Origin of the sequence: Agathobaculum ammoniilyticum, assembly GCF_025567315.1 — a bacterium.
In the GTDB taxonomy this organism is placed as follows: domain Bacteria; phylum Bacillota; class Clostridia; order Oscillospirales; family Butyricicoccaceae; genus Agathobaculum; species Agathobaculum ammoniilyticum.
In genome coordinates this window covers 23184-45373 of sequence record NZ_JAOQJE010000007.1, presented here as the reverse complement: position 1 = coordinate 45373, position 22190 = coordinate 23184, and the positions used below count along the sequence as shown (strand labels likewise).

The 22190-nt window shown below is 56.7% G+C and carries 24 protein-coding genes and 1 tRNA gene; 15 read left to right on the top strand and 10 right to left on the bottom strand.

Annotated elements, in window-relative coordinates; translation table 11 throughout:
* Positions 1 to 26: 26 nt before the first annotated feature.
* Positions 27 to 1514 carry an AAA family ATPase gene (locus OCV66_RS09120; protein WP_054327519.1) on the top strand — a complete coding sequence of 496 codons (1488 nt, stop codon included), beginning with the start codon at positions 27 to 29 and terminating at the stop codon, positions 1512 to 1514.
* A gap of 377 nt (positions 1515 to 1891) precedes the next feature.
* On the opposite strand, the gene aguB is transcribed toward OCV66_RS09120, so the two are convergent.
* On the bottom strand, positions 1892 to 2755 hold the full coding sequence (aguB, locus tag OCV66_RS09115) for an N-carbamoylputrescine amidase (RefSeq protein ID WP_054327520.1): 864 nt from the start codon (positions 2753 to 2755) through the stop codon (positions 1892 to 1894).
* Positions 2756 to 2792: 37 nt separating this feature from the next.
* Positions 2793 to 3887, bottom strand: a complete 1095-nt coding sequence (gene aguA, locus OCV66_RS09110; protein WP_054327521.1) for an agmatine deiminase — start codon at positions 3885 to 3887, stop codon at positions 2793 to 2795.
* Between the two features lie 121 nt (positions 3888 to 4008).
* Here aguA and OCV66_RS09105 point away from each other — a divergent pair, with 121 nt between their 5' ends.
* The gene (locus OCV66_RS09105; RefSeq protein WP_147574176.1) at positions 4009 to 4515 is read left to right on the top strand and encodes a DUF4282 domain-containing protein; all 507 of its coding nucleotides are present in this window, start codon (positions 4009 to 4011) and stop codon (positions 4513 to 4515) included.
* Between the two features lie 83 nt (positions 4516 to 4598).
* On the opposite strand, the gene OCV66_RS09100 is transcribed toward OCV66_RS09105, so the two are convergent.
* The gene (locus tag OCV66_RS09100; RefSeq protein WP_054327523.1) at positions 4599 to 5333 is read right to left on the bottom strand and encodes a YaaA family protein; all 735 of its coding nucleotides are present in this window, start codon (positions 5331 to 5333) and stop codon (positions 4599 to 4601) included.
* A gap of 129 nt (positions 5334 to 5462) precedes the next feature.
* Between OCV66_RS09100 and OCV66_RS09095 the strand changes: the two genes are divergently transcribed.
* The 6 genes from OCV66_RS09095 to OCV66_RS09070 all read left to right on the top strand — a co-directional run bounded on the left by OCV66_RS09095 (position 5463) and on the right by OCV66_RS09070 (position 9950).
* Positions 5463 to 5846, top strand: a complete 384-nt coding sequence (locus tag OCV66_RS09095) for a metal-dependent transcriptional regulator (protein ID WP_054327524.1) — start codon at positions 5463 to 5465, stop codon at positions 5844 to 5846.
* Between the two features lie 65 nt (positions 5847 to 5911).
* Positions 5912 to 6601: a tRNA1(Val) (adenine(37)-N6)-methyltransferase gene (locus tag OCV66_RS09090; protein ID WP_054327525.1), complete on the top strand. Its 690-nt coding sequence runs from the start codon at positions 5912 to 5914 to the stop codon at positions 6599 to 6601.
* Between the two features lie 20 nt (positions 6602 to 6621).
* On the top strand, positions 6622 to 7476 hold the full coding sequence (rsmI, locus tag OCV66_RS09085) for a 16S rRNA (cytidine(1402)-2'-O)-methyltransferase (protein WP_054327526.1): 855 nt from the start codon (positions 6622 to 6624) through the stop codon (positions 7474 to 7476).
* A gap of 77 nt (positions 7477 to 7553) precedes the next feature.
* Positions 7554 to 8234 carry a response regulator transcription factor gene (locus OCV66_RS09080; protein ID WP_054327527.1) on the top strand — a complete coding sequence of 227 codons (681 nt, stop codon included), beginning with the start codon at positions 7554 to 7556 and terminating at the stop codon, positions 8232 to 8234.
* A 10-nt stretch (positions 8235 to 8244) separates the two neighbouring features.
* Positions 8245 to 9786, top strand: coding sequence for a sensor histidine kinase (locus OCV66_RS09075; protein ID WP_054327528.1), 1542 nt, complete (start codon positions 8245 to 8247; stop codon positions 9784 to 9786).
* A gap of 88 nt (positions 9787 to 9874) precedes the next feature.
* A tRNA-Met gene (locus OCV66_RS09070) sits at positions 9875 to 9950 on the top strand.
* A 160-nt stretch (positions 9951 to 10110) separates the two neighbouring features.
* Here the strand turns inward: OCV66_RS09070 and OCV66_RS09065 are convergent.
* Complete coding sequence (locus OCV66_RS09065) at positions 10111 to 11484, bottom strand: tyrosine-type recombinase/integrase (RefSeq protein ID WP_147574174.1); 1374 nt, start codon at positions 11482 to 11484, stop codon at positions 10111 to 10113.
* A gap of 84 nt (positions 11485 to 11568) precedes the next feature.
* Positions 11569 to 12102, bottom strand: a complete 534-nt coding sequence (locus OCV66_RS09060) for a helix-turn-helix domain-containing protein (RefSeq protein ID WP_054327529.1) — start codon at positions 12100 to 12102, stop codon at positions 11569 to 11571.
* A gap of 178 nt (positions 12103 to 12280) precedes the next feature.
* Here OCV66_RS09060 and OCV66_RS09055 point away from each other — a divergent pair, with 178 nt between their 5' ends.
* From OCV66_RS09055 to OCV66_RS09030, 6 genes are all read left to right on the top strand, one after another.
* Positions 12281 to 12460, top strand: coding sequence for a helix-turn-helix transcriptional regulator (locus OCV66_RS09055; RefSeq protein ID WP_147574173.1), 180 nt, complete (start codon positions 12281 to 12283; stop codon positions 12458 to 12460).
* Positions 12461 to 12472: 12 nt separating this feature from the next.
* Positions 12473 to 12748, top strand: a complete 276-nt coding sequence (locus OCV66_RS09050) for a hypothetical protein (RefSeq protein ID WP_054327530.1) — start codon at positions 12473 to 12475, stop codon at positions 12746 to 12748.
* Positions 12749 to 12876: 128 nt separating this feature from the next.
* Positions 12877 to 13332 carry a hypothetical protein gene (locus OCV66_RS09045; RefSeq protein WP_054327531.1) on the top strand — a complete coding sequence of 152 codons (456 nt, stop codon included), beginning with the start codon at positions 12877 to 12879 and terminating at the stop codon, positions 13330 to 13332.
* Positions 13333 to 13452: 120 nt separating this feature from the next.
* On the top strand, positions 13453 to 14253 hold the full coding sequence (locus tag OCV66_RS09040) for a rolling circle replication-associated protein (protein WP_054327532.1): 801 nt from the start codon (positions 13453 to 13455) through the stop codon (positions 14251 to 14253).
* A gap of 567 nt (positions 14254 to 14820) precedes the next feature.
* Positions 14821 to 15315 carry a hypothetical protein gene (locus tag OCV66_RS09035; RefSeq protein WP_054327533.1) on the top strand — a complete coding sequence of 165 codons (495 nt, stop codon included), beginning with the start codon at positions 14821 to 14823 and terminating at the stop codon, positions 15313 to 15315.
* A gap of 394 nt (positions 15316 to 15709) precedes the next feature.
* Positions 15710 to 15907, top strand: a complete 198-nt coding sequence (locus OCV66_RS09030) for a cysteine-rich KTR domain-containing protein (RefSeq protein WP_054327534.1) — start codon at positions 15710 to 15712, stop codon at positions 15905 to 15907.
* Positions 15908 to 16403: 496 nt separating this feature from the next.
* Here OCV66_RS09030 and OCV66_RS09025 read toward each other — a convergent pair whose 3' ends face one another.
* Both OCV66_RS09025 and OCV66_RS09020 read right to left on the bottom strand, forming a co-directional pair.
* Positions 16404 to 16571 carry a helix-turn-helix domain-containing protein gene (locus tag OCV66_RS09025; protein WP_082397180.1) on the bottom strand — a complete coding sequence of 56 codons (168 nt, stop codon included), beginning with the start codon at positions 16569 to 16571 and terminating at the stop codon, positions 16404 to 16406.
* Positions 16568 to 17176 carry a recombinase family protein gene (locus OCV66_RS09020; protein ID WP_054327535.1) on the bottom strand — a complete coding sequence of 203 codons (609 nt, stop codon included), beginning with the start codon at positions 17174 to 17176 and terminating at the stop codon, positions 16568 to 16570. Before OCV66_RS09020 ends, OCV66_RS09025 begins: the two co-directional genes overlap by 4 nt.
* A 279-nt stretch (positions 17177 to 17455) precedes the next feature.
* Here OCV66_RS09020 and OCV66_RS09015 point away from each other — a divergent pair, with 279 nt between their 5' ends.
* Positions 17456 to 18484 (top strand): DUF4062 domain-containing protein, encoded by a 1029-nt coding sequence (locus tag OCV66_RS09015; RefSeq protein ID WP_054327536.1) that lies wholly within the window; start codon positions 17456 to 17458, stop codon positions 18482 to 18484.
* Between the two features lie 323 nt (positions 18485 to 18807).
* Here the strand turns inward: OCV66_RS09015 and OCV66_RS09010 are convergent, their stop codons facing one another.
* From OCV66_RS09010 to OCV66_RS09000, 3 genes are read right to left on the bottom strand one after another with little or no spacing between them, the layout of a single operon-like run.
* Positions 18808 to 20922 carry a PTS transporter subunit IIABC gene (locus OCV66_RS09010; protein ID WP_147574172.1) on the bottom strand — a complete coding sequence of 705 codons (2115 nt, stop codon included), beginning with the start codon at positions 20920 to 20922 and terminating at the stop codon, positions 18808 to 18810.
* A gap of 5 nt (positions 20923 to 20927) precedes the next feature.
* Entirely contained in the window at positions 20928 to 21803 is an 876-nt protein-coding gene (locus OCV66_RS09005) for a PRD domain-containing protein (RefSeq protein ID WP_147574171.1), read from the bottom strand.
* A complete protein-coding gene (locus OCV66_RS09000) occupies positions 21800 to 22057 on the bottom strand; it encodes an HPr family phosphocarrier protein (protein WP_054327550.1) in 258 nt (85 codons plus the stop codon). Before OCV66_RS09000 ends, OCV66_RS09005 begins: the two co-directional genes overlap by 4 nt.
* Between the last annotated feature and the right edge of the window lie 133 nt (positions 22058 to 22190).

Here is a 22190-nt window from a genome sequence, read left to right as displayed (position 1 = left end):
ACGGATAACGCACGAGGTAATGCTTTATGAATATCAAACGAGCAAAAAACGAGATCAAAAACGCACTGCGCGCCTATCTCGCGCGGGATGCGTTCGGCGCGTACCGCATCCCGCCCATCCGGCAGCGTCCCATCCTGCTGATGGGGCCGCCGGGCATCGGCAAAACCCAGATCATGGAGCAGATCGCGGAGGAGACTGGCGTGGGGCTGGTGTCTTACACGCTGACCCACCACACGCGCCAGTCCGCGCTCGGCCTGCCCTTTATCGAAACCGTGCAGCTCGGCGGTGCGGAGCGCACGGTCACCGCCTACACCATGAGCGAGATCATCGCCTCGGTCTACCGCGAGATGGAGCGTATGGGTACCAAGGAAGGCATCCTGTTCCTTGACGAGATCAACTGCATCTCAGAAACGCTCACGCCCATGATGCTGCAGTTTCTGCAGTGCAAAACCTTCGGCAACCAGCGCCTGCCGGACGGCTGGATGGTCGTGGCGGCCGGCAACCCGCCCGAATACAACAAATCCGTGCGCGAGTTCGACGTGGTCACGCTCGACCGCGTCAAGCGCATCGACGTCGAGGAGGACTTCGCGGTCTGGAAGGAATACGCCTACCGGCGCGGCATCCATGGCGCGATCCTCTCCTATCTTGAGATCCGGCGCGACCATTTCTATCGGGTGGAGGCGACCGCGGACGGGCTGCAGTTCGTCACCGCGCGCGGCTGGGAGGACCTGTCCGAGCTGATGCAGGTATACGAAACGCTCGACCTACCCGTCGACCGCCAAGTGGTCGGGCAATACCTGCAGCTCCCCCGCGTGGCAGCCGATTTCGCCAACTACCTGCAGCTTTATGAAAAATACAAGCGCGTCTACCGCGTGGAGGAGATCCTGGACGGCGCCTGGGAAAAGGTGCGCGCCTCCGAGCTGGCGGGCGCGGCGTTCGACGAGAAGCTGGGCGTGCTTGGCCTGCTGCTCGCGCGGCTGGCGGACAGCGCGCGCGAGGCATACCGGCTGGACCGTCTCACCGACGCGCTGCATCAGGACCTCGTCCATATCCGCGAGGGCGAAAAAATGCTCGGCACCCTGCTGGACGAAAAACAGGCCGCGCTCACGCGCCGCCGCGACGCAGGCTCGACCGACAAGGACGCGCTGTTTACCGCCGCGCGCGAGGCCGAGCGGCTCGCGGCTTTCCAGCAGGCGCTCGCGCTGGAAAAGGTGCCTAAGGGGCAGGCGTTCGAGCGGCTCAAGGCGCTGTTCCAGGAGGATGTGCAGGCGCGCGCGGACGCGGCGGACCGCACGGACCGGCAACTGGCGAACGTCTTTGCTTTCCTCGACGCGGCCATCCCGAACAGCCAGGAGCTTGTGCTGTTCGCCACCGAGTTGACCGCGAATTACTTTACCTCCTGGTTTATCCAAAATTTTGGCTGCGAGGCCTACTTCGCGCACAATAAGCAACTGCTGTTTGACGATACGCGCCAGCGGCTTCTGCGGGAAATCGGCAGCGCCGAACCGGACTGAGGCGCGGAACCTTCTGCCTAAGCCGGAAAAGGAGGTATGTATCGTTCTTTTCTGCTCCTGCCGCTGCTTTCCCTTCCACTATACAGCTGGGGAGCGGCTCCGGACAGCGGCGCGGGCCATCTGGAGGCACCGCCGTCCCCCACTGTAGAGGAGAACCACCAGCACCACCCCACGGACGAGCTGCAGTTGATCGCGAACAGCCCAACCGGCGGTTACTGCGGCAACACCCTTACGCAGGTGCGCCCGTTCAACGCTGCGCTGGGCGGCGACGCCCAGGCCGGACTGACCGCGGAACAGGTTGAAGCGATTCGTGATATTCCGGCCGCAACGGCGTGCAATAGAAAAAGGACAAGGCCCCGCCTTGTCCTTTTTTGCGGTTATCCGAAGCGCCCCAGCGCGCCGTACATCTCCGGCCGCCGGTCGCGGAACGTCCCCCAGCTCCGGCGCAGCTCGCGGATCCCGTTCAGATCGAACGTATGCGTCAGGACGCAGGCGTTTTCCCGATCCGCCTGCTCGACCAGCGCTCCGGTCTCATCCGCGATGAAGGACGAGCCGTAAAACGTCAGCGAGGACGACTGGTTCTGGTTGTCGGGCGAGGGGGTCACGGTTTCCGTACCAATGCGGTTGGCCGCGACCAGCGGCATGATGTTCGCCGCCGCGTGGCCCTGCATGCAGCGGCGCCAGTGCGGCATGGAATCGCATTCCAGGATCGGCTCGGAGCCGATCGCGGTCGGATAAAACAGCAGCTCCGCGCCCATCAGCGCCATGCAGCGCGCGGATTCCGGAAACCATTGGTCCCAGCAGATGCCCACGCCGATTTTGGCATAGGCCGTGTCCCACACGCGGAAGCCCGTGTCCCCGGGAGTGAAATAAAATTTCTCCTGATAGAAATGATCGTCCGGAATATGCGTCTTGCGGTACTGGCCGAGGACCGTCCCGTCCGCATCGATCACGGCGACCGTATTGAATGTGGTGTTGCCCACGCGCTCGTAATAGCTGACCGGCAGCACGACCCGAAAGTCGCGTGCGACCGTCCGCAGCGCGTTCACCGCGGGGTTTTCCTCCAGCGTTGTCGCCAGATGGTAGTTTTCATAGCTCTTTTCCTGGCAGAAATACCAGTTTTCAAACAGCTCGGGCAACAGGATGACCTGCGCGCCCTGCGCGGCCGCCTCCTCGACCCTTTGCACCGCGTTTTCCAGCCCATAGGTCATCTGTACCGCGGCTACGGTTACTTTGCTCATATGCTTTCACTCCTCATACGGTTGGTGATTCCCGCGCTCACGCGCGGGGGATCTGCTGCGTGATGCAGTGGATGTTCCCGCCACCAATCAGAATATCGCGCGCGGGGATGGCGACCACCCTGCGCGTCGGAAACAGGCCCTGCAGGATTTCTTTCGCCGTCTCGTCCATCGGGTCGTCAAACGCGGGCATGACGACCGTCCGGTTGGCGATATAAAAATTAACGTAGCTTGCCGCCAGCCGCTCGCCCGGCGTGCGCGTCGGCTCGCCCTCGCACAGGTCGAGCCCCTCACATTCCTCCGCCGTGATGGTCACGGGCGCGGGCAGCGGCAGCTTATGCACCCGAAGCCGGCGCCCCTTTGCGTCCACCGCCGCCTCAAGCGCGTCCAGGCTCGCCCTGGAAAGCGCATACTGCGGGTCGCTTTCGTCGTCCGTCCACGCCAGCACGACCTCGCCGGGCGCTGTGAACGCGCATACGTTGTCCACATGCTCGTTGGTTTCGTCATGGTAGATGCCGCGCGGCAGCCAGATCACCCTGGAAACGCCGAGGTACGCGCACAGCGTGCGCTCGATCTCCTCCCGCGACAGGGACGGGTTGCGCCCCGCGGAGAGCAGGCAGGCCTCGGTGACGAGCGCGGTACCCTCCCCGTCCACATGGAGCGAGCCACCCTCGCAAATGAAATCCCGCTTGTCATAGCAGTCGTTTTCCAGCAGGTCACAAAATTTGCGGGCCACGCGGTTGTCCTTTTCCCAGCTTGGGTAAAGCCCGTCCACCGCGCCGCCCCAGGCGTTAAAGCCCCAGTCGATGCCGCGGCGGCCGCCCCTGCCGTCGATCACAAAGGTCGGCCCCACGTCGCGTGCCCAGGCGTCGTCCGTCTCCATCACAACCAGCCGCACCGCATCCGGAAGCTGGGCGCGGGCATTGTCATACTGCCCCTCCGAGCAGAGAACGGTCAGCTTTTCGCTTTCCGCGATCGTCCGCATCACCTGAATAAACGCGCGCCGCGCCGCATAGGCTCCATACTGCCAGGAATCCCCGCGCTCCGGCCAGATCATCAGGCAGCCGTCGTGCGGCGCGAACTCCGCAGGCATAAAAAATCCGTCCTGTGCGGGCGAAGTGTGTAAAATCCTCATTGTCGTTTCTCCGTATCGTTTTCTCCCTTATAGCGTACAACATTTCGATTTAACTTGCAACGCTTTCCCGCATATGTTACACTAAATACACAAATGCTTCAATATTTTTCAGGAGGAAACTATGAGCAGCTACCCTTACCTATATACGCAAACCTATTCCTATACGCCGTTTTTTAGCCTCGTGCTGCCGGTGCTGGCGCTGCTCGTCATTGTAGCGGGCGGGCTTGCGCTGTATTTCCTTTTCGTGCGCAAGCCCAACACCTATAAAGGGTCGGCTGCCAAGCTGCATGATATTTTTACGTTCCGCACCTTTTTCACCGAAAAGCTGATCCGCGCCCTATACTGTATCGTTGCAGTCGCCATCGCCGTATACAGCGTCATGCTGCTGTTCTCGCATTTTTTTGCCGCGCTTTTCGTGTTCGTGGTCGGCAATCTGGTTGCCCGCATCACGTTTGAGTATGCGCTGCTGCTGCTCGTGCTATGCCGCAACACGCAGGAGATCAACCGCAAGCTGGGACCCCTGCCCGCTGAAGAAGCCGCGCCGCAGGAGGCCGCGCCCCCTGTCCCGCCCCAGCCGCCGGAGCAGGCGCCCGTGCCGCCCCAGCCGCAGGACAATCCCCCGCATTAACGCCATACCAAGGCCCCGCCCGTCCTCCAAAGGACAGGTGGGGCCTTTCTCGCTTCAGGACATCTTCCCGCGGCGCTTCCCTGTCACACGCTGACAATAAAGGTCAGCGTGTGGTTGTCCGACAGGCTTTGCTCATACCGGAAATCGTTCCAGTCAAACAAAGTGAGCTGCTCGGGCGACTCGATGCGGTTTTGCAGGATATACCGCGTCATGCGGCCGCGCGCCATTTTCGCCATGGTGGGCAGGCAGCGCAGCTTCCCCTTGCGGTAGGTCAGGAATTCGCAGGTCACCATCCGGTCGCCTGTCTGCAGATAGCGCCGCACCGCCTTGCTGTATTCATTTGAGGCGAGGTTGACCACCGCTTCACCCGCACCGAACAGATCGTCGTAAAACGCACGGCCCCAGAACTCGTACAGGCTGCGCCCATCCAGCCGGTGCGCCAGCTCAAGCCGGTAGGGGCGGATTGCGTCGAGCGGCCGCAGCGGACCGTAAAACGCGGAAAACAGCCGCAGGCTGTCCTGCGCGAACCGCAGTTCTGCCGCCGTGAGCGTTTCCGCCTCCAGATATTTATAGGCCAGCCCATCATACGCCAGAATCGCGGGTACGCCGCCCGCGTCTGTCCAGTCCTGGTAGAGCGCCGCCGCCCGCAGCGCGATCGCCGGACTGGTCTGCAGGATGCTCTCCAGCTCAAACGGCGCCTTGGCACGCAGGGCCGCGGCGAGCGCTTCCGCCTGCTGCAGATAGCGCGGCGCTGTCATATCCGGCAGCGCCGCCGCTGCGGCGCGCATATTTTTCGCCGGGGATAAAAATACTTTCATGGGGCATCCCTCCGTCTTCCCCATTGTACCCAAAATTGCGCGGCCTTGCAAGCATCGCTATATTGCCAAAATCAGCCGGATATGCTAAAATAAAAAACATGGAAAAGAGAAAAAGGAGGACAAGGCACGATGAAAGTGCAGGAGAGTGCTGAGAATTATCTGGAAGCAATCCTGATTCTGCAGCACCAAAAAGGGTCGGTCCGCTCGATTGACGTTGCCCACTACACCGGCTTTTCCAAGCCGAGCATCAGCCGCGCTGTCGGCCTGCTGCGGGACAACGGCTATGTTTCCATCGATCAGAACGGCTTGCTGTGCCTGACCGACGCCGGACGCACGATCGCGGAAACGATCTATGAGCGCCATACCGTGCTGACCGAGCTGCTGACCATGCTCGGCGTTTCGCCCGAAACCGCGGCCGAGGACGCCTGCCGCATTGAGCATGTCATCAGCGCGGAAACCTTTGCCAAGCTTAAGGAGCATGCGCGGCAACACGGCGTGAAAGCCGGCAGATAAACCAAACGCACCTGCGGCCGGTCCGTCACGGACCGGCTCTTTCTGTTTCCGGATAAGGAGGTATTATGGCGCAGACAACCGAACGGCTTCCCAACGGCCTGCTCCTGCATCAGGACGACCGATATTTCAAGCTTGGGCAGGACAGCGTACTGCTTTCTTCCTTTGCCAGACCGCGCCGGAACGCGCGCGTGCTCGACCTCTGCTGCGGCACGGGCACGCTCGCCCTGCTGCTTTACCGCCCCGACCTGCGTATGACCGGCCTGGAGCTGCAGGAGGGCGCGCTCGCCCTGTTCCGGCGCTCGATCCGCGACAACGGCGTGGACATCACCGCTCTACAGGGCGACCTGCGCGAGATCCGCACGCTCCTCCCCCACGGCAGTATGGACTATGTGGTGTGCAATCCCCCGTATTTCGACCGGAACGCGGGCAAAAACGCGCCCGCGCCGGAACGCCGCGCCGCCCGTCAGGATGGCACCTGCACGGTGGAGGACCTTGCCGTGGCCTGTTCCTTTGTGCTGCATACGGGCGGCAAGGCCGCGGTCGTGTTCCGTCCCGAGCGCATGTGGACGCTACTGGAAGCGCTCGCCCGCGTCCGTCTCGTCCCTAAACGGCTCCGCTTCGTACACCAGACCGCGCAGGCCGTCCCCAGCGCGGTGCTGGTCGAATGCCGCAAGGGCGGCAGCGCGGAAGGCCTTTCGGTCGAACCGCCGCTGCTTGTCCAAAGCGAGGAATATAACAAAATATACAAAAAATAATTTTTTAAGGGAATATTACAATGAGTGAATCCATTCTGTATCTGGTCGCCACGCCGATCGGCAACCTGGGCGACCTGTCCCCCCGCGCGCGGGATATTCTTTCGTCGGTCGATTTCATCGCCGCAGAGGATACGCGTGTGACGCAAAAGCTGCTGACCGCCTGCGCTCTGCCCAGGAAGCCCCTGATCTCCTATTATGAGCATAACCGCCGCGCGCGCGGCGAGGAGGTGCTGGCCAGGCTGCGCGCGGGTGAAAGCTGCGCCCTGGTCACGGATGCGGGTACACCCGCCGTTTCCGACCCCGGCGAGGATCTGGTCGCACTGTGCGCGGCGCATGGCATACCGGTCGTGCCCATCCCCGGCTGCTGCGCCGCGGTCTGCGCGCTCGCGGCCTCCGGCCTGCCGACCGGACGCTGGTGTTTCGAGGGCTTTTTATCCGTGAATAAAAAGGCGCGCCGCGCGCACCTGGACGCGCTGCGAAACGAAAAACGCACCATGATCTTTTACGAAGCGCCGCACAAGCTGTGCGCCACCCTGCGCGACCTTGCGGACACCTTCGGCGGGGCGCGCCGCCTTTCCCTGTCCCGTGAACTGACCAAGCTCCACGAGGAAACACTCCGCATGACGCTGGACGAAGCCGTTCAGTACTTCGACGCACATCCGCCGCGCGGCGAATTTGTGCTGACCATCGAGGGCGCGCCGGACGAACCGGATGCCGCGCCGGACGAACCGGCGCGACTGACTGCGGCGGCGGAGGCCGTGCGCCTCCGGATGGCAGACGGGCAGACGCAGAAGGACGCAATCAAAGCGGTGTCCGCGCAGACCGGCGTCAAAAAGAACGCCCTGTACCGGTATGTATTGGAGCAGGATATGTAAAAACCTGTTTTTTGTTCACAGAACGGACAAACTGACACGGTATACTGGTATTATCCGATACAAGGGGTGAAAGCCTGATGTCAATGATATTGATTGCCGACGACGAGGCGCGCATCCGGCGCCTGGTCAGCGATTTTCTCAAGAGGGACGGCCACAGCATCCTCGAGGCCGCGGACGGCCGTGAGGCCCTGCAGATGATCGAAAACCGCCAGTCTGGGCTTGACTTGGCGATTCTGGACGTGATGATGCCCGGCATGGACGGGTTCGAGGTGCTCCGCGCGCTGCGCGCACAGGAAAGCGGAGACAAGCACCTGCCTGTCATGATGCTGACCGCGCGCGCGGAGGACGCCGACCAGGTCCGCGGGCTGGAGGAGGGCGCGGACGATTATGTGACCAAGCCGTTCTCTCCCATCGTTCTGGCCGCGCGTGTACGAGCCCTGCTCAAACGCGAGGGCCGCGCCGCCATGCCGGTCGAGCAGTTGGGCTCGCTTTCCGTCAACGAGTTGCGCCGCGAGGTGCTGGTGGACGGCGCTCCGGTCGACCTGACGCCCAAGGAATACGAGCTGCTGATTTATTTCAAGAACAACCGTGCCATCGCGCTATCCCGCGAGAGCATCCTCAACGCCGTATGGGGCTATGATTACTTCGGGGACCTGCGAACGGTGGACACCCATGTGAAAAAGCTGCGGGCCAAGCTGGGCGGCTGCGGCACCATGATCGAGACGGTGCGCGGCTACGGCTACCGCTTTGAGGGATGACGGATACAACATGAAGGGCCATTCGATCCGGTTTAAGTTTTTTGCCGCGATCAGCGCCGTTGCGCTGGTCTTTATCGGCGTGCTTTTGCTGCTCAACCTGTTCTTTTACGAGGATTATTACATGCTGACGCGCCGCGGGGAGCTGCGCGACGCCTATCAAAGCATGCGTGGCAGCTATACCGGCAACGTGGAGGATATCGCGGCCGTGCTGGACAGCTACGAAAGTCGCTCTGCCATCCGCCTGTCCGTGGTCCGTGCAGACGGGACGGTGCTGTATTCCTCCGCGTTTTCTCCGGACGCGGCCCGACCAGAGGAGGACGGACCGCTGCAGTTCCATCTCCCCGATTTCAATCGGGTGGAGCAGCAGTACCGCAGCTATGCCATCCTCAGCTCAATCGCGCAGAGCATGGACCGCGAATTTATCACCAAGCATAATTACCAGTTTTTGAACGTCTCCCTTTGGGATAACGACCAATACCTCTGCCTGGTCGGCGCACTCGACCGTAATGCGGGCGACTGCCTGTTCGCCTATATGCCGTACGCCTATATCGAGCAGAACTCCTCCCTTAACCTGGTTTTCCTTCTGATCGCGGGCGGCTGCGCGCTGCTGATCTGTCTGGTCTGCGGCTTTTTCATCTCCCGCCAGTTCACCCGCCCGTTGATCGCCATGGCCGGCGTGGCCGACCGGATGAGCGAGCTGGATTTTTCCACCCAGTATCAGGGCGGCGAGCGCGACGAGATCGGCCAGCTCGGCCAGTCGCTCAACCGCTTGTCCGCTTACCTGGAGCAGACGATCCGCGAGCTGCAGGAGTCCAACGACCAGCTTGCTCTGGAAATCAAGGAAAAAGAACGCGTGGACAACATGCGCCGTGAATTTATCGTCAATGTTTCGCATGAGCTGAAAACGCCGATCGCGCTGATACAGGGCTATGCGGAGGGTCTGACCGCCGGCGTGGCCGACGATCCGGAGGACCGGAAATTTTACTGCGACACAATCGCGGACGAGGCCGACCGCATGAACAAGCTGGTCATGCAGCTTTTGAACCTCTCCAAGCTCGAGTTGGGCGCGGAGCAGACCTATTACGAGGATATCGACCTATACGCCCTCTGTCGGAACGCGGTCGAAAAGACCGCCGTTTTGTGTGCAAGCCGTGGCCTGGCCGTCCGGTATGCGGATACGCACGTCACCATCCGCACGGACGGCGACCTGCTTGAGCAGGTGCTTATGAACTATCTGTCCAACGCGATCCGTTACACGGCGGATGGCGGCCGCATCGAGATCACCGCCGCCTATACCGAAAATGGGATGCGGCTGGCCATATTCAACGAGGGCGACGGGCTGCCGGAGGATGAGCTGCCGAAGATCTGGGAAAAATTTTACCGCACCGACCGCGCGCGCACGCGCGAGGCCGGCGGCACAGGCATCGGCCTGTCCCTGGTGCGCGCGATCGCGGACACGCTGCACGGCAGTTGCGGCGCGGAAAACGTGGAGGGTGGCATTTCCTTCTGGTTTGAGCTTCCCTATTTTCCGGAGCGGGATGCGCCCGCGTAAATTGTCGACGTTTTTTCTTTACACACTCTTGACAACCCTTTCAAATCATGGTATAGTTAATAGGCTCCTTAAAGCAAGGGGCTTATATCGCGGGGTAGAGCAGTTGGTAGCTCGTCGGGCTCATAACCCGGAGGTCGTTGGTTCAAGTCCAGCCCCCGCAACCATTAAAAAGCACTGATTCGACAAGAATCAGTGCTTTTTCTTTACTTTTTCGAGGTTTACACTTGTTCTTTGCTCCCGCTCGCCCTGTATCTGTTCTTTGTTTGTTCTTTATGCAGGCAAACCCAAAGGCCGATATACAACCGTAATTGGTGTATATCGGCCTTATTTTTTTACTTTTGTGCCAAGCGGGTGCAGCAGGTCTTGCAGGGTTTCCGCTGCCGCTGCATCGGCTGACTGTATCGCATGGGCGTAAATTTTGCCCGTCGTTGTCACGCTGGCATGACCGAGCCGCGCCGCAACGGTCTGCAAATTCGTCCCTGCCGCGATCAGCAGAGTAGCGTTTGTATGCCGCAGCGAGTGCAGCGAAATATCAGGCAGGTTATTTTCCCTGATGAAGCGCGCAAACCAGCCCGAAATTGTGTCGGGGTGTATCAGCGCGCCATTCCACGCGGTGAACACGCGCCCGCTCGCCTGCCACTGGTCGCCAAGCTGCAACGCCTGCTGCCGCTGCCATGCACGGAAGCCGCGCAAAGCCTGTATCGCGTCGGCGGGTACTTTGATACTGCGCCGCGAAGTGGCGTTTTTCGTTTCGTCCTCAAAGATGCCCTTATCAGCCAGATACAGCGACGAACGTCGAATATGGATAACCAACTTTTCAAAGTCAATATCTTCCCATGTCAGGCCGCACAACTCGCCGCGCCGCATACCCGTATAGAGCAGCAGCTTTATCATGGTGCGGTTCTGTATATCTGCACTTTCAAGTGCTTCCATCAAGCGGGCTGCCTGTTCCTCATCCAAATACCGCGCTTCCTTATGCTCCACGCGCGGCGGCTTGACGCGGTCGCAGGGATTGGAAAACAGCACTTGCCATTCGACCGCCGTTTGCAGGATAACAGAAATAAGCCTGTGATGATGCAGAATGGTCTTTGCCGACAAGCCCTTGTCATTCCCCACCGGCTCAAACAGCGCGCTTACAGGCTCGCCCAACGCGTCAGAAATGCGCCTCGCGCTTTCGGCTGATACATTCTTGCCCTGCGTGATGCTGGCAAGCACCGCGAGCGACACACCCGTTTGCTCGGCAAATGCGGTTTTCGTGATCGAGCGGGCGCGCAGCATTTGCCACAAATCGCCCTTGAAATGCTGTTTTCCGTCCTCCCTTATCCCCGCTTCTTCCAGATTGGAATAAAACTGCATCAGGTGGTGCGGCTGCAAGCGGTCAAGCCGAATATGCCCGATGGCTGCATTGATACGCGGCAGCATGGCTTTATAGCGGTCAAACGTAGTGGGGCGCACCTGCTTTGCGGCATAGTCCCGCAGCCATATTTCCGCGAAATCCGCAAAGCGCACATTGCCTTGCAGCACTTGCCCCGTGCGGCATTTTTCCTCGAAAAGCACGGCCTGCCGCTGGGCTTCTTTTTCGGCCTGTGCGTCGGTCATGTCCGGCTGGGGCTTCCTAATAATCTGCCTGCCGGTCATGTCATAGCCGCAGGAAACGCGGATAGAATACGACTTGCCGCGTCGGGTTACGGTTGCCATGTGGTGCACCTCCTTTCGAGCGGGTGTGTGTTCAAATTGAATACCGTTAGGCTTGAATTATAAACACGGTCAATTTTGACAGTGTTAATCGTTCTCTTTTTCGCTGATTAGTTTAGCTCTATTAGCCAGTTCAGCCCTCATCTTCTCCACGGTCACTTTTGACTTAATAACGCGCTCTTTTTTAATATCATCGACTGTTTTCTCAATTATTGAGTCTATTTTTGCATCATACTCAAATATTGCATCTGTATATTGATCGTCCCGAGAAGACCATATTTCATACGCATCAAAAATTTCAGCAAAAAAGTTTTGAAGCGCACTACTTTTTATTTCAATGCGATCTACTGCATTATCAACTTTGCCTATCATCTTATATTCAAGCATTTCAACGCATGCGCGCAACTCGTTTTCAAGCGGGTCTTCTCCAAACAGTAAATAATCTACTGATACACACAACACCTGAGATAATTTCATAATATTACTGATATTTGGCTCAAGGTCTCCGCGATCATATTTCGCCATAGTGCTTTTTGTCACCCCGATAGCTTTCGCAAGCTCCTCCTGTGTAAAACCTTGCTCAATGCGCGCAGCGCGTAATCTTTCATGAAATGATTTCATAATCCCACCGCCTTTTTATAATTGTATCTGCACTTCGAGTGTAAGTCAACAAGCAACGCCACAAAAGGTGTATAAAACAGACACAAGAATTTTGTATGATGTGTCTATTGTGGACACACACAAAATATTGTATTGTATTATCATCAAGTGTCCATTTTAGATACAAAGAGGTGATACAATGAAATTAGCTGAATTGCGCGGTTCAATGACACAAGAGGAATTGGCAAAAAAACTTAATGTAAGTTGTTCCTCATTGGGAAAGTACGAACGCGGCGAGCGCACGCCCCGCGACAACGTAAAAAAGCGCATTGCCGCTTATTTTGGCAAGACCGTGCAGGAAATCTTCTACGACGATTAAGGAGGAAACCCCATGAACGAACAGCAGACCAAGCAAACCCTGCCCCGTATGCGCACCCTTGCAAAGGCCATTGAGGAAATCAAGGCCGAAGACCCTAACACCGCCCTGACGCAAAATCAGCTTCGCGTGCTTGTGAAGTCGGGCGCAATCCCCAGTGTACACGCAGGGCGGCACACCCTGATTAACCTTGATTTGCTCATTGCCTACTTGGCAAGCGACTCTTACCAGAACGGCGAAGCGGCGCAGCCTGCGCCCGAATATGGCAAGCTGCGCCGCATTGACGAATGAAAAAGACCTTTTCAGCAGCTTTGGACGGCACTGAAAAGGTCAGATAACATATACACCCGCGAGCGGGCTTGTTTATATATAGTATACCGCACCCGCTCGCCCTTGTCAAACGGAAAGGACGATAACAAATGCACACCGAAACACACGAAGCCACAATCCGCGCTTGGTTCTCCACCGAAACCATGCCCGCAGCATGGAAAGCCGCCGAGCCTGCGGCCTGCGTAGAATTGGCGCAGCTCCTGCGCGATAAGGTGCTGAAAGCCTATCAAATGGGGCTGCTGGACGGTGCAGCGCGCCGTGATGATATGCATTATAAGACGATCTTTGACGCTGATAACGCATTAGGCGATTGCCTGCGCTACCTGTTGGAAGCAAAGTATGTTGCGCAAACAATCTTATATGAATTTACGCCCTTGTGGCATGGCGACAATTTAGACGCGCGCAAAGGCGATGAGTTTATAAGAAAAATGGGTGTTGCCAGCGGCATTGTAGTAGAAAAGACCGCCGACGCACTGAACGCTTTGAGCGAAGCGCAAAATGCAATAGACCCAAAGCGCGCCACTGAACCAACCAGCGCGGCATAACAAATACATATCTGCACGATGTGCGGGGCGTTTGCCCCGCACATCGCCGTTTAAGGGGCATTGCACATAGCGTGTGTGCAATGCGATACAGCGAAATATATCTTTTATGGAGTGTAACGAATGAAGAAAAGAAAACGCGTTGTCCGAGCGGGCAACCTTGTTTGGGCGACGATCTGCACGCCGCCCGCGCCGAACGACCCCGAACACGTCCGCGCCGCGAAATCCCGCGCAACCACCGCCGCGCGCAAGGCTCTTAACCTGAAAGCCGCCTGCCGCCGCCTTGAAATGCTGCTTGCTGCCAGCTTTGCACCAAGCGATTTTCACCTGATACTTACCTACCGTCCCAACGATCTGCCCGCTACACGCAAGGAAGCATTAAAGCGTCTACGCAAATTCCTTGCGCAGCTGCGCGCCTACCGCAAGGCGCGCAGCCTACCGCTGAAATATGTGTACGCCACAGAGGGCTTGCACGGTGACAAGCGTTTCCATCATCACCTTGTAATCAACGCCACAGCGGGTGACTATGACCTGATACGCAGCCTTTGGGTGTGGGGCGATCAGATAGACTTGGAACGCATTGCAGACCGCGATTATTACGGGCTGGCTCGCTATCTCACCAAAGAAGCCGCCGAGGGCAAGCCCAACGGCGCGCAAAGCTGGACACCCTCGCGCGGCCTGCAAAAGCCAACGGTTGAAACAAGCTGGGTGGACGGCGACGAAACCTTGACCGCGCCCGCTGGCTGCTATGTAATCGAGCGGGACGAACGGCAAAACGAGTTTGCGGGGTACTCCTATATCAAATACCGCATAGCGCGGCCACAGCCGCGCCAGACGCGTCCGCGCCGCACCAAGGCCAGCTTGCCCATACCGCCGACACTGTACGAAATTGACGCGCCTATGCGCCCGCACGTGCGGCGGTAAGCCGCACCCGCTCGGAAACCTGTACAACTCAATAGCAAAACCTTTCAGGCTTGAAGCCATGTATAACTGTAGAGTGGCGCATAGAGAAAATACCCCGCGCGCCTTGTAATCTGCCGGGCGGTCGGGTATTCTGGAAACAGAACAGGAGAGCCAACGCGCGCGACCGCGTGCAGTGTGTGCAGAGCACTCCCCCCATTCGCCGCAACTGTCCGCCTGCCCCAAGACCGCACCCCAGACAGGAATTTTACTGCGGCACTTTCGCAAGCGGGGTGTGGTTCATGCAAGCGCACGTTACGCCGCCCGTTCGGCTCCCCTGACCGCCGCTTTATATCGCCCTGCAAACCCTGCAAAAGCCGCTATAAACGCCGCTTTTCTCCCCTTGGAAACCGCGACAAAAAAACAAACGCTTGGGTGCAAGCGCCCGCCTGCCCGCCTGTGCGCTATGCCTGCGCCCGTTATGCTCCTCCCCCCGCCCTGAAAAAGTTTCGGGGCATCGGGTGTAAGACCGCACAGCCCCATGCACGCAAGATTTTTTCCCTATGCCAAGAAAATTTACGAGGTGACACCATGAAAACCAAAAGCGCAGCCGTCATAGCTACCGAACACCGCTGGAACACCTACCAGTCGCGGAAGCATCTTGCGGCCAAAATCGCCGCCAGCTTTTCCCCTGACAGCCGTTTATACACCCTCCCGCTCGACCTGCACCGATTTAACCTGTCTGCCGATCTGCTGCACTGGCACTGGAAGCAGGCGTTTATACGCCCTCTGCGCGGGCAGCTCGCCATGCACGCGCAGCCTTTACCCCTGCGCTATATCTATGCTTTCGATATGCGCACGCCGGACGCGACCAAGGTCTATTTGCTCACCGATGCACCCGACGAAGAAGTGCAGGTGGCATTTTCCTGCTTCTGGCTGCACGGCGACAATCCCCATGCTGAACGCTTGGCCGATATAGGCGCGCAATACATCGCGGAGTTGATGACAGTGCAGGCGCACGGCATCGAGGGCAAGCGGGCGAAAAAAATGTACACATCTTCCCGCGCGCTTTGTGCTGCCGGATAAGCCCGCCGCACGGTGTTCCATTTGAATACACGCCCGCTCGCCTGCCGCTTCACCCTGTCCCCATTTGGGGGACACCATTTCACCAGACGGTGAAGCGCCTACCTATGGAAATTTTCTTCTATAGGGCAAGCGTGCTATTACTCATGCCAATTCCCGAAATGCATTTCCGGCTTTTCCGAAATGCCCCACATAAGGAGTACGCTACAATGAAACGAAAACGCATCATAAAACCCAAACACCGACCCACACGCGCAGCAATCCCTTGCCCTGTCTGCGGTGTGACGCTATTCTATCTATATGCAGACAGCATTTGTAAACGCATCGGCTTTATCTGCCCTGTCTGCGGGCATGACGGCGATATAAGCGTAAGCATCAGAGAACAAGGGGCATAACCATGAAAATCAAAAGCACAGCGGACGGCAGCACATGGTTTTACTGCCCGATCTGCGGAAGAAAACTATTCAAAGTGATACGTCACACGCAATGCCGCGATTTTCCCGCGTGGTGTCGCGGCTGCAAGCGGGAAATCCTCGTCAATATCGACGGGCAAACCATCTTTGCCGCCGCATCCGCACAAGCGGGTGTTTCCTGATACGCCCTTTCATGGCGGCTGTATGCCTTTTCCATTGCATACCCGCTTGAATATAGGGAATCCCGCACGCGCAGCCGTGCGGGAACAGCAAAAGCCCCCGCACAACGTGCAGGGGCTTTGCTTGCAGTTTCGACGTTTTTCTGCTATACTACGGGTACGGTGCTGCCGCGCCAGCGGTAGGCGGTTAAGTCTTGCCCCTGAAAGGGGGCGCTGCTATGGAATATCTCATAATGCTTGTAGTGATACTTGTACTTATCGAGCGTATTTTAAGCAATAAACAGAAGTAACCGCCTCACTCCCAATGTTGCGGTTACTTCCAACCCAATATTCGGGGCTAACCGTCTACCGGCAGCACCCTTTTCTATGTTTAGTATACCGCCCGCAAGCGGGTTTGTCAATCCCTCGCACACGCGGCCATGCATCCATTACTTTCGCAGAAAAACGCGCGAAAGTCAACAATCCCTCGCATGCGCAGCCGTGCGGGGGATTGTTGGTATTATGCCGCATCAATATACCGCTTCAAAGCGTCACGCGTGATAATATACTTGCCCGCGATCTTCTTCCCTCGCAGCTTGCCAGTGCTGAACAGCCGCCGCACGGTTCGGGCGGTCAATCCCAATTCCCGCGCAACGTCAGCTACGGTCAAAAAGTCCTTTTCGCTCATACGCCCGCGCTCCTTTCGTATTCCCGCACTTTTCGGTAAAAGGTGGCCTTGCTAAGCTGTAACTGCTCCACAGCGGCCACAGCCGTTATTTCGCCTGCTTTCCATGCCTGATATACTTTCGGGAAGTCTGCCCGCACAATCGGCTTGCGCCCTTTATACTTGCCCTGTTCCTTGGCAATGGCGATCCCCTCGGCCTGCCGCGCGTGTATCTTCTGCCGCTCCTTTTCGGCCATATAGGCCAGCAGTTCAAAAACGATATTGGTAATAAGCTGCTTTTCAAGGTCGGTCTTATTGGCTGTATTCAGCAGCGGGGTATCGGTTACGATAATACTTGCCCCGATCTGCTGCAATTCCTGCCACTCCCGCTTGATTTGCTCCATGTTGCGCCCCATGCGGTCAAGTTCTTTGATAATGACAACATCACCAGCGCGAAGCGTCGCTTTCATGGCCTGATATTGTGGCCGCTGGAAGTCCCGCCCGCTCGCCTTATCTTCATAGGCGCGATCTATTACAATACCGTTTGCCGCAGCATATTCCGCGATTGCAATATGTTGCCGTTCGGGGTTTTGGTCATTTGTGCTGACGCGCGTATATTCAAAAGTCATGGTCTGCGCCCTCTCTCTGACGTGTGCTGTCTATATGCCTTTTCCATGCTTTAAGTATACACTATATATGCTTTTGTGTCAATAGGGTATATATTATTTTTAATACGTTTCATAAATCATTTTAAAATCCGTGTGAGACGCTTTTGAGGGCTTTTTAAGTGTATCAATAGGGTATACTCTATTGACCCATCCAAAGAAGCCGTTTACAAGCTCCACGCAATTTATTATACTATATTTGAGAATATAGAATTTATTTACATAAATAAAGGGGATAGCGCTATGTCTGCACCTAAGGTTTTTGTAAGCTCTACATGCTACGATCTCAAGCAAGTCCGACAAGATATAGAAAGCTTCATTTTATCATACGGCTATACGCCTATTTTAAGCGAACGACACGGTGTCACATATAATGTCACAAGCACCTTAGAAAATGATTGCTATAATGAACTATCCCAATGCGAAATCATTGTTGGTGTAGTCGGTGGTAGATACGGTGCTGAATCGTCCGATCAAAGTGGTAACTCAATCACTATGAACGAAATGAAACACGCTATAACTTTAAACAAGCAAATATATATTTTTATTGAGCGAAATGTATATACAGAGTATGCCACATACTGCTCTAATAAAAATTTAGACGGATTCTCCCCCGCATTTGTTGATGATGTTCGTATTTTTGAATTCATCGAACAAATTAAAAGCAGCCGAAATATAATTATCAATGATTTTTTAACTGCTTCCAACATAGTAGAATGCTTGCGAATACAATGGGCAGGATTATTCCAAACATTTCTTTACAATAAGGAGCAGCAACGACAAAGCGAGGGGCTAATGACCATTAAATCCCTTACAGACGAATTAAGGGAAGTCATTAGCACGATCAACTCCTGTTCCGACACTCTTCTGAATACCTCTAATTCACTTTATTATAATATTGAAACTACAAGATTGTCAGTAAATCCAATACTTATCCACATCTCGAATATTTTACTAAATCTTAATCGTGAACCCACACAATTCAACAACAACTCCGTAATATTCTTTAAAACGAAAAATGAACTGCTCGATTTATTAGAATTTGTTTTTGGATTTGAGGAATCACTTGAGAACAGCAATATGTTTTGTTTGGGTAGCAAGCAACTGTTTATTGATCTTGATTTCATGTTCACTTCTAAAGACACTCTCAAATTTATTTCACAAAACGCGATACAACAATATGAAAAAGATAATCAGCACCCCTTTATTTCGATAGAAGATACTGCTTTCGAACTGCCCAGCAACTTCGACGATAGCGATGTTCCGTTTTAAATGTCTGTTCTTCTTTTGTTCTTCCCCCTCAAAAAAGAACAAATCGCTGCCGCTCGAAAACACACTATATAGATTATTCTGCATTACAGAAATCTATATATAGTGTTTTTCTTCTTTCTGCGCCTTTGCTTCATCGCTCATAACCCGGAGGTCGTTGGTTCAAGTCCAGCCCCCGCAACCATAAAAGACCTGATTTCATTTGAAATCAGGTCTTTCTTTTTTGTCTGGAGGATACCGGCGCTGTCTCCTTCCCCATCGTAACGAAAAAACAGCAGAGGCGGCGCCCGTTCCGGCATGCCACCTCTGCTCTTATTTTTCCGCTGTTATTTCACCGTGAGCACGTTCTCCCCGGGCTTTACCGCGCCGGTTTTGCACAGCTCAAACGACGAGTATTGATCCGAATTCGTGACCACTACCGGCGTTACCGTGCGATAGCCCGCGTCCAGGATGGCCTTTTCGTCGAAGCTGCCAATCAGGTCGCCTTTCTTGAGCGTGTCGCCCTCCTTGACTTGGATGGTAAAGGGCGCGCCACCCAGCTGCACGGTGTCGATGCCCAGATGGATAAGCAGCTCGCAGCCCTCCGTCATCACCAGACCGATGGCGTGCTTGGTGCCAAACACGGTCGCCACCTCGCAGTCGGCCGGCGCGTAAACCTGGTTGCCCGACGGTTCGACCGCGAAGCCGTCGCCCACCATCTTTTCGGAGAACACACCGTCCGCGACGTCCTCGAGCGGGATCACCTTGCCCGCGAGCGGGGACGCGATAACGATGGGTTGACCGGCCGCAGGATCGGAAGAAGCCGTTTCTGGAGCCGCTGAAGGTGCTGCGGGCTCCGGCGCGGCCTGGTCGCTCACCGGAGAGGCCAGGAAGGCTTCCAGATCGGACTTGATGTTGGATACGCGCGGGCCGTAGACCACCTGTACGCCCTGGCCCTTGCAGATGACGCCCGAAGCGCCGGTTTCCTTCAGAAGCTGCTGGTCGACCTTGGACGCATCCTGTACCGTGCAGCGCAGGCGGGTGATACAGCAGTCCACATCCGAAATGTTAGCCTTGCCGCCCAGACCCACCATGATCTGGCGCGAGAGCGAATCCTCGCGGCCGCCTTGCGCAGCCGCCTCGCCCTCCTTGCGGGCGTTGACATCCTTGCGGGTGTACAGCTTGATTTCGCTGTCGTCGCGGCCCGGGGTCTTATAGTCGAATTTCTTAATCATGAACGAGAACACCAGGTAGTAGACGATGAAGTAGATAACACCCACCACTGGAATCCACAGCCAGCTCGTTTTGGCGTTACCCTGCATCACGCCGAACAGCGTCAGGTCGATCAGTCCGCCCGAGAAAGTCAGGCCTACACCGACGTTCAGGATGTGCATAATCATATAAGACGCGCCCGCAAACACACAGTGTACCACATACATCACCGGCGCGACGAACAGGAAGGTGAACTCGAGCGGCTCGGTGATACCGGTGAGCATGGAGGTCAGCGCCGCGGAGAGCAGCAGGCCGCCGACCGCCTTGCGGTTTTCCGGCTTGGCGCAGCGATACAGCGCGAGCGCCGCGCCCGGCAAGCCGAAGATCATCAGCGGGAACTTACCGGCCATAAAGCGGGTCGCCTCGACCGAGAAATGCTTGATGTCCGGAGTGGCCAGCTCGGCGAAGAAGATGTTCTGCGCGCCCTCCACCAGCGCGCCGCCCACCATGGCCGTGCCTCCGAGCGCGGTCTGCCAGAACGGAATATAGAACACATGGTGCAGACCGAACGGGATGAGCGCGCGCTCAATAAAGCCGTACAGCCAGGTGCCGCCATAGCCGGACGCGAGGACAAAGCCGCCGAGCGCGTTGATGCCGCTCTGAATCACCGGCCAGATATAATACATTGCGATGCCCACCACCAGGTAGACCGCCGCTGAGATAATCGGCACGAAGCGCGTGCCGCTGAAAAAGCTGAGCACCTGCGGAAGCTGAATCTTGTAAAAGCGGTTGTGCAGCGCCGCCGTACCCAAGCCGACGATAATACCGCCGAACACACCCATTTGCAGCGAATTGATGCCCAGCACGCTCGCGGTCGCGCCGGACAGGTCGGGCGCGCCGAAGTCACCAATCATCGCACCGATGGTCGCGTGCATAACGAAGAACGCGATGACCGCCGACAGGGCGGAGACCTCCTTCTCCTGCTTGGCCATGCCGATGGCGACGCCAATGGCAAAGATCAACGGCAGGTTATCGAACACGACCGAACCGGCTGCGTTGAGTACCTGCAAAATCGCGTTGATGAACGTGCCAGGCCCCATCAGCCCCATCAGGCCATAGGTTTCCAGCATGGTTTCATTGGTAAACGACCCGCCTACGCCCAGGAACAGGCCGGCTACCGGCAGGATCGCGATCGGCAGCATGAACGAACGGCCGACACGCTGCAGCACGCCAAAAATCTTATCTTTCATATACCTTACTCCTCTTTATCAGATATACCCATATTCATGGCAAGGCGGTGCAAATGGATGGTCAGGAAGGTCATCTCCTCCGGCGGCAGCCGGATGGAGAACGCCTGCGCCAAATCATCTCGGATGCGCTCGGCGCACTGGTAGTCATACCGGTAGCGCCGGACGATCATGGACTGGAACTCGGAATCATTATCTTGTGCATACTGGCCCTGTGTAATGCGCTGTCCCAGAAATTTGAGGTGGGTGATGAACCGCCCGTAATCCAGGGATTGGTCGTCCAGCGCAACGCCATAATACGCCTGCACCTCTGCGACAATGCGGCTGATGAGCTCGGTGATGCGGACCATGTCGGCCATACGCCCGTCGATCTCCGCGTTGACGATATGAAGCGCGATGAATCCTGCCTCATCCTTGGAAAGGCGGTAACCGAGCCGCCGCTCGATGATATCGAGCGCTTGAATCCCCATGGCGAACTCGGTGGGGTTCTCCCACAGCAGTTGATTGGAATACGCCGTGCCGGTGCGCAGGCGCTCCACCGCAAAGCAGATGTGATCGGTCAGGGTGATATAAATATTTTCGCTCAGCCGCCGTCCAGTCATCCTTTTCGCTTCCTCTATGATCTCCGTGCTGACATCCAGAAATTCCGCCGGCACGTCGCCGAGCAGCTCCATCAGGCGGGAGGATTTCTCCGGATCGCGCAGGTCGTAGATCTTCTCCACCTTACACGCGGGTACAAGGTCGCCCGACTGCTTTTTGAAGCCGATCCCCAAGCCGCGCAGGATAACCTCGCGTCCATCAGGGTCAATGATACATACAAAATTGTTGCCAATGACGCGGCTGATCCGGTAGGCCTCCTGCCCGCCCAGCTCCGCCGAGGTCATAGCGTCTCCCGAAAGAACGCCTGAAGTTGCTGCGCCGCAGCCTCCTCGTCCGGTCCCTCCACGGTAACGGTGACCACGCTGCCATGCCGGATGCCCATTCCCATCACGCTCATCAGGCGGGTAGCCTCGGTCTGCTTCCCGTTATACTCCACCATGACCTTGCTCTGGAACGCCTTCGCGGTCTTAACCAGCTGTCCTGCCGGACGAGCGTGGATACCAATGGGATCGGTGATCTCATACTGAAATGTTTTCATAGTGCAACTCCCCTTCATCTTCTGAATCTGAACCGTGCTGTTAAAACAAAAAAGACCAAACGCCCGAATACGGATAATATTTCCCGTTCGGTTGTTTGGTCTTGCCTGCCATACCAGTCACAAGCCTGTATGA

Excerpts from the sequence above, each read along its gene's own strand:
- OCV66_RS09035 (WP_054327533.1), top strand. The coding sequence starts at position 14,821 with ATGAAAACCAAAAGCGCAGCCGTCATAGCTACCGAACACCGCTGGAAC.
- OCV66_RS09045 (WP_054327531.1), top strand. The coding sequence starts at position 12,877 with ATGCACACCGAAACACACGAAGCCACAATCCGCGCTTGGTTCTCCACC.
- OCV66_RS09095 (WP_054327524.1), top strand. The coding sequence starts at position 5,463 with ATGAAAGTGCAGGAGAGTGCTGAGAATTATCTGGAAGCAATCCTGATT.
- OCV66_RS09090 (WP_054327525.1), top strand. The coding sequence starts at position 5,912 with ATGGCGCAGACAACCGAACGGCTTCCCAACGGCCTGCTCCTGCATCAG.
- OCV66_RS09080 (WP_054327527.1), top strand. The coding sequence starts at position 7,554 with ATGTCAATGATATTGATTGCCGACGACGAGGCGCGCATCCGGCGCCTG.
- aguA (WP_054327521.1), bottom strand. The coding sequence starts at position 3,887 with ATGAGGATTTTACACACTTCGCCCGCACAGGACGGATTTTTTATGCCT.
- OCV66_RS09050 (WP_054327530.1), top strand. The coding sequence starts at position 12,473 with ATGAACGAACAGCAGACCAAGCAAACCCTGCCCCGTATGCGCACCCTT.
- OCV66_RS09000 (WP_054327550.1), bottom strand. The coding sequence starts at position 22,057 with ATGAAAACATTTCAGTATGAGATCACCGATCCCATTGGTATCCACGCT.
- OCV66_RS09105 (WP_147574176.1), top strand. The coding sequence starts at position 4,009 with ATGAGCAGCTACCCTTACCTATATACGCAAACCTATTCCTATACGCCG.
- OCV66_RS09075 (WP_054327528.1), top strand. The coding sequence starts at position 8,245 with ATGAAGGGCCATTCGATCCGGTTTAAGTTTTTTGCCGCGATCAGCGCC.
- OCV66_RS09015 (WP_054327536.1), top strand. The coding sequence starts at position 17,456 with ATGTCTGCACCTAAGGTTTTTGTAAGCTCTACATGCTACGATCTCAAG.
- OCV66_RS09100 (WP_054327523.1), bottom strand. The coding sequence starts at position 5,333 with ATGAAAGTATTTTTATCCCCGGCGAAAAATATGCGCGCCGCAGCGGCG.
- OCV66_RS09060 (WP_054327529.1), bottom strand. The coding sequence starts at position 12,102 with ATGAAATCATTTCATGAAAGATTACGCGCTGCGCGCATTGAGCAAGGT.
- OCV66_RS09020 (WP_054327535.1), bottom strand. The coding sequence starts at position 17,176 with ATGACTTTTGAATATACGCGCGTCAGCACAAATGACCAAAACCCCGAA.
- OCV66_RS09065 (WP_147574174.1), bottom strand. The coding sequence starts at position 11,484 with ATGGCAACCGTAACCCGACGCGGCAAGTCGTATTCTATCCGCGTTTCC.
- OCV66_RS09005 (WP_147574171.1), bottom strand. The coding sequence starts at position 21,803 with ATGACCTCGGCGGAGCTGGGCGGGCAGGAGGCCTACCGGATCAGCCGC.
- aguB (WP_054327520.1), bottom strand. The coding sequence starts at position 2,755 with ATGAGCAAAGTAACCGTAGCCGCGGTACAGATGACCTATGGGCTGGAA.
- OCV66_RS09055 (WP_147574173.1), top strand. The coding sequence starts at position 12,281 with ATGAAATTAGCTGAATTGCGCGGTTCAATGACACAAGAGGAATTGGCA.
- rsmI (WP_054327526.1), top strand. The coding sequence starts at position 6,622 with ATGAGTGAATCCATTCTGTATCTGGTCGCCACGCCGATCGGCAACCTG.
- OCV66_RS09025 (WP_082397180.1), bottom strand. The coding sequence starts at position 16,571 with ATGAGCGAAAAGGACTTTTTGACCGTAGCTGACGTTGCGCGGGAATTG.
- OCV66_RS09010 (WP_147574172.1), bottom strand. The coding sequence starts at position 20,922 with ATGAAAGATAAGATTTTTGGCGTGCTGCAGCGTGTCGGCCGTTCGTTC.
- OCV66_RS09120 (WP_054327519.1), top strand. The coding sequence starts at position 27 with ATGAATATCAAACGAGCAAAAAACGAGATCAAAAACGCACTGCGCGCC.
- OCV66_RS09040 (WP_054327532.1), top strand. The coding sequence starts at position 13,453 with ATGAAGAAAAGAAAACGCGTTGTCCGAGCGGGCAACCTTGTTTGGGCG.
- OCV66_RS09030 (WP_054327534.1), top strand. The coding sequence starts at position 15,710 with ATGAAAATCAAAAGCACAGCGGACGGCAGCACATGGTTTTACTGCCCG.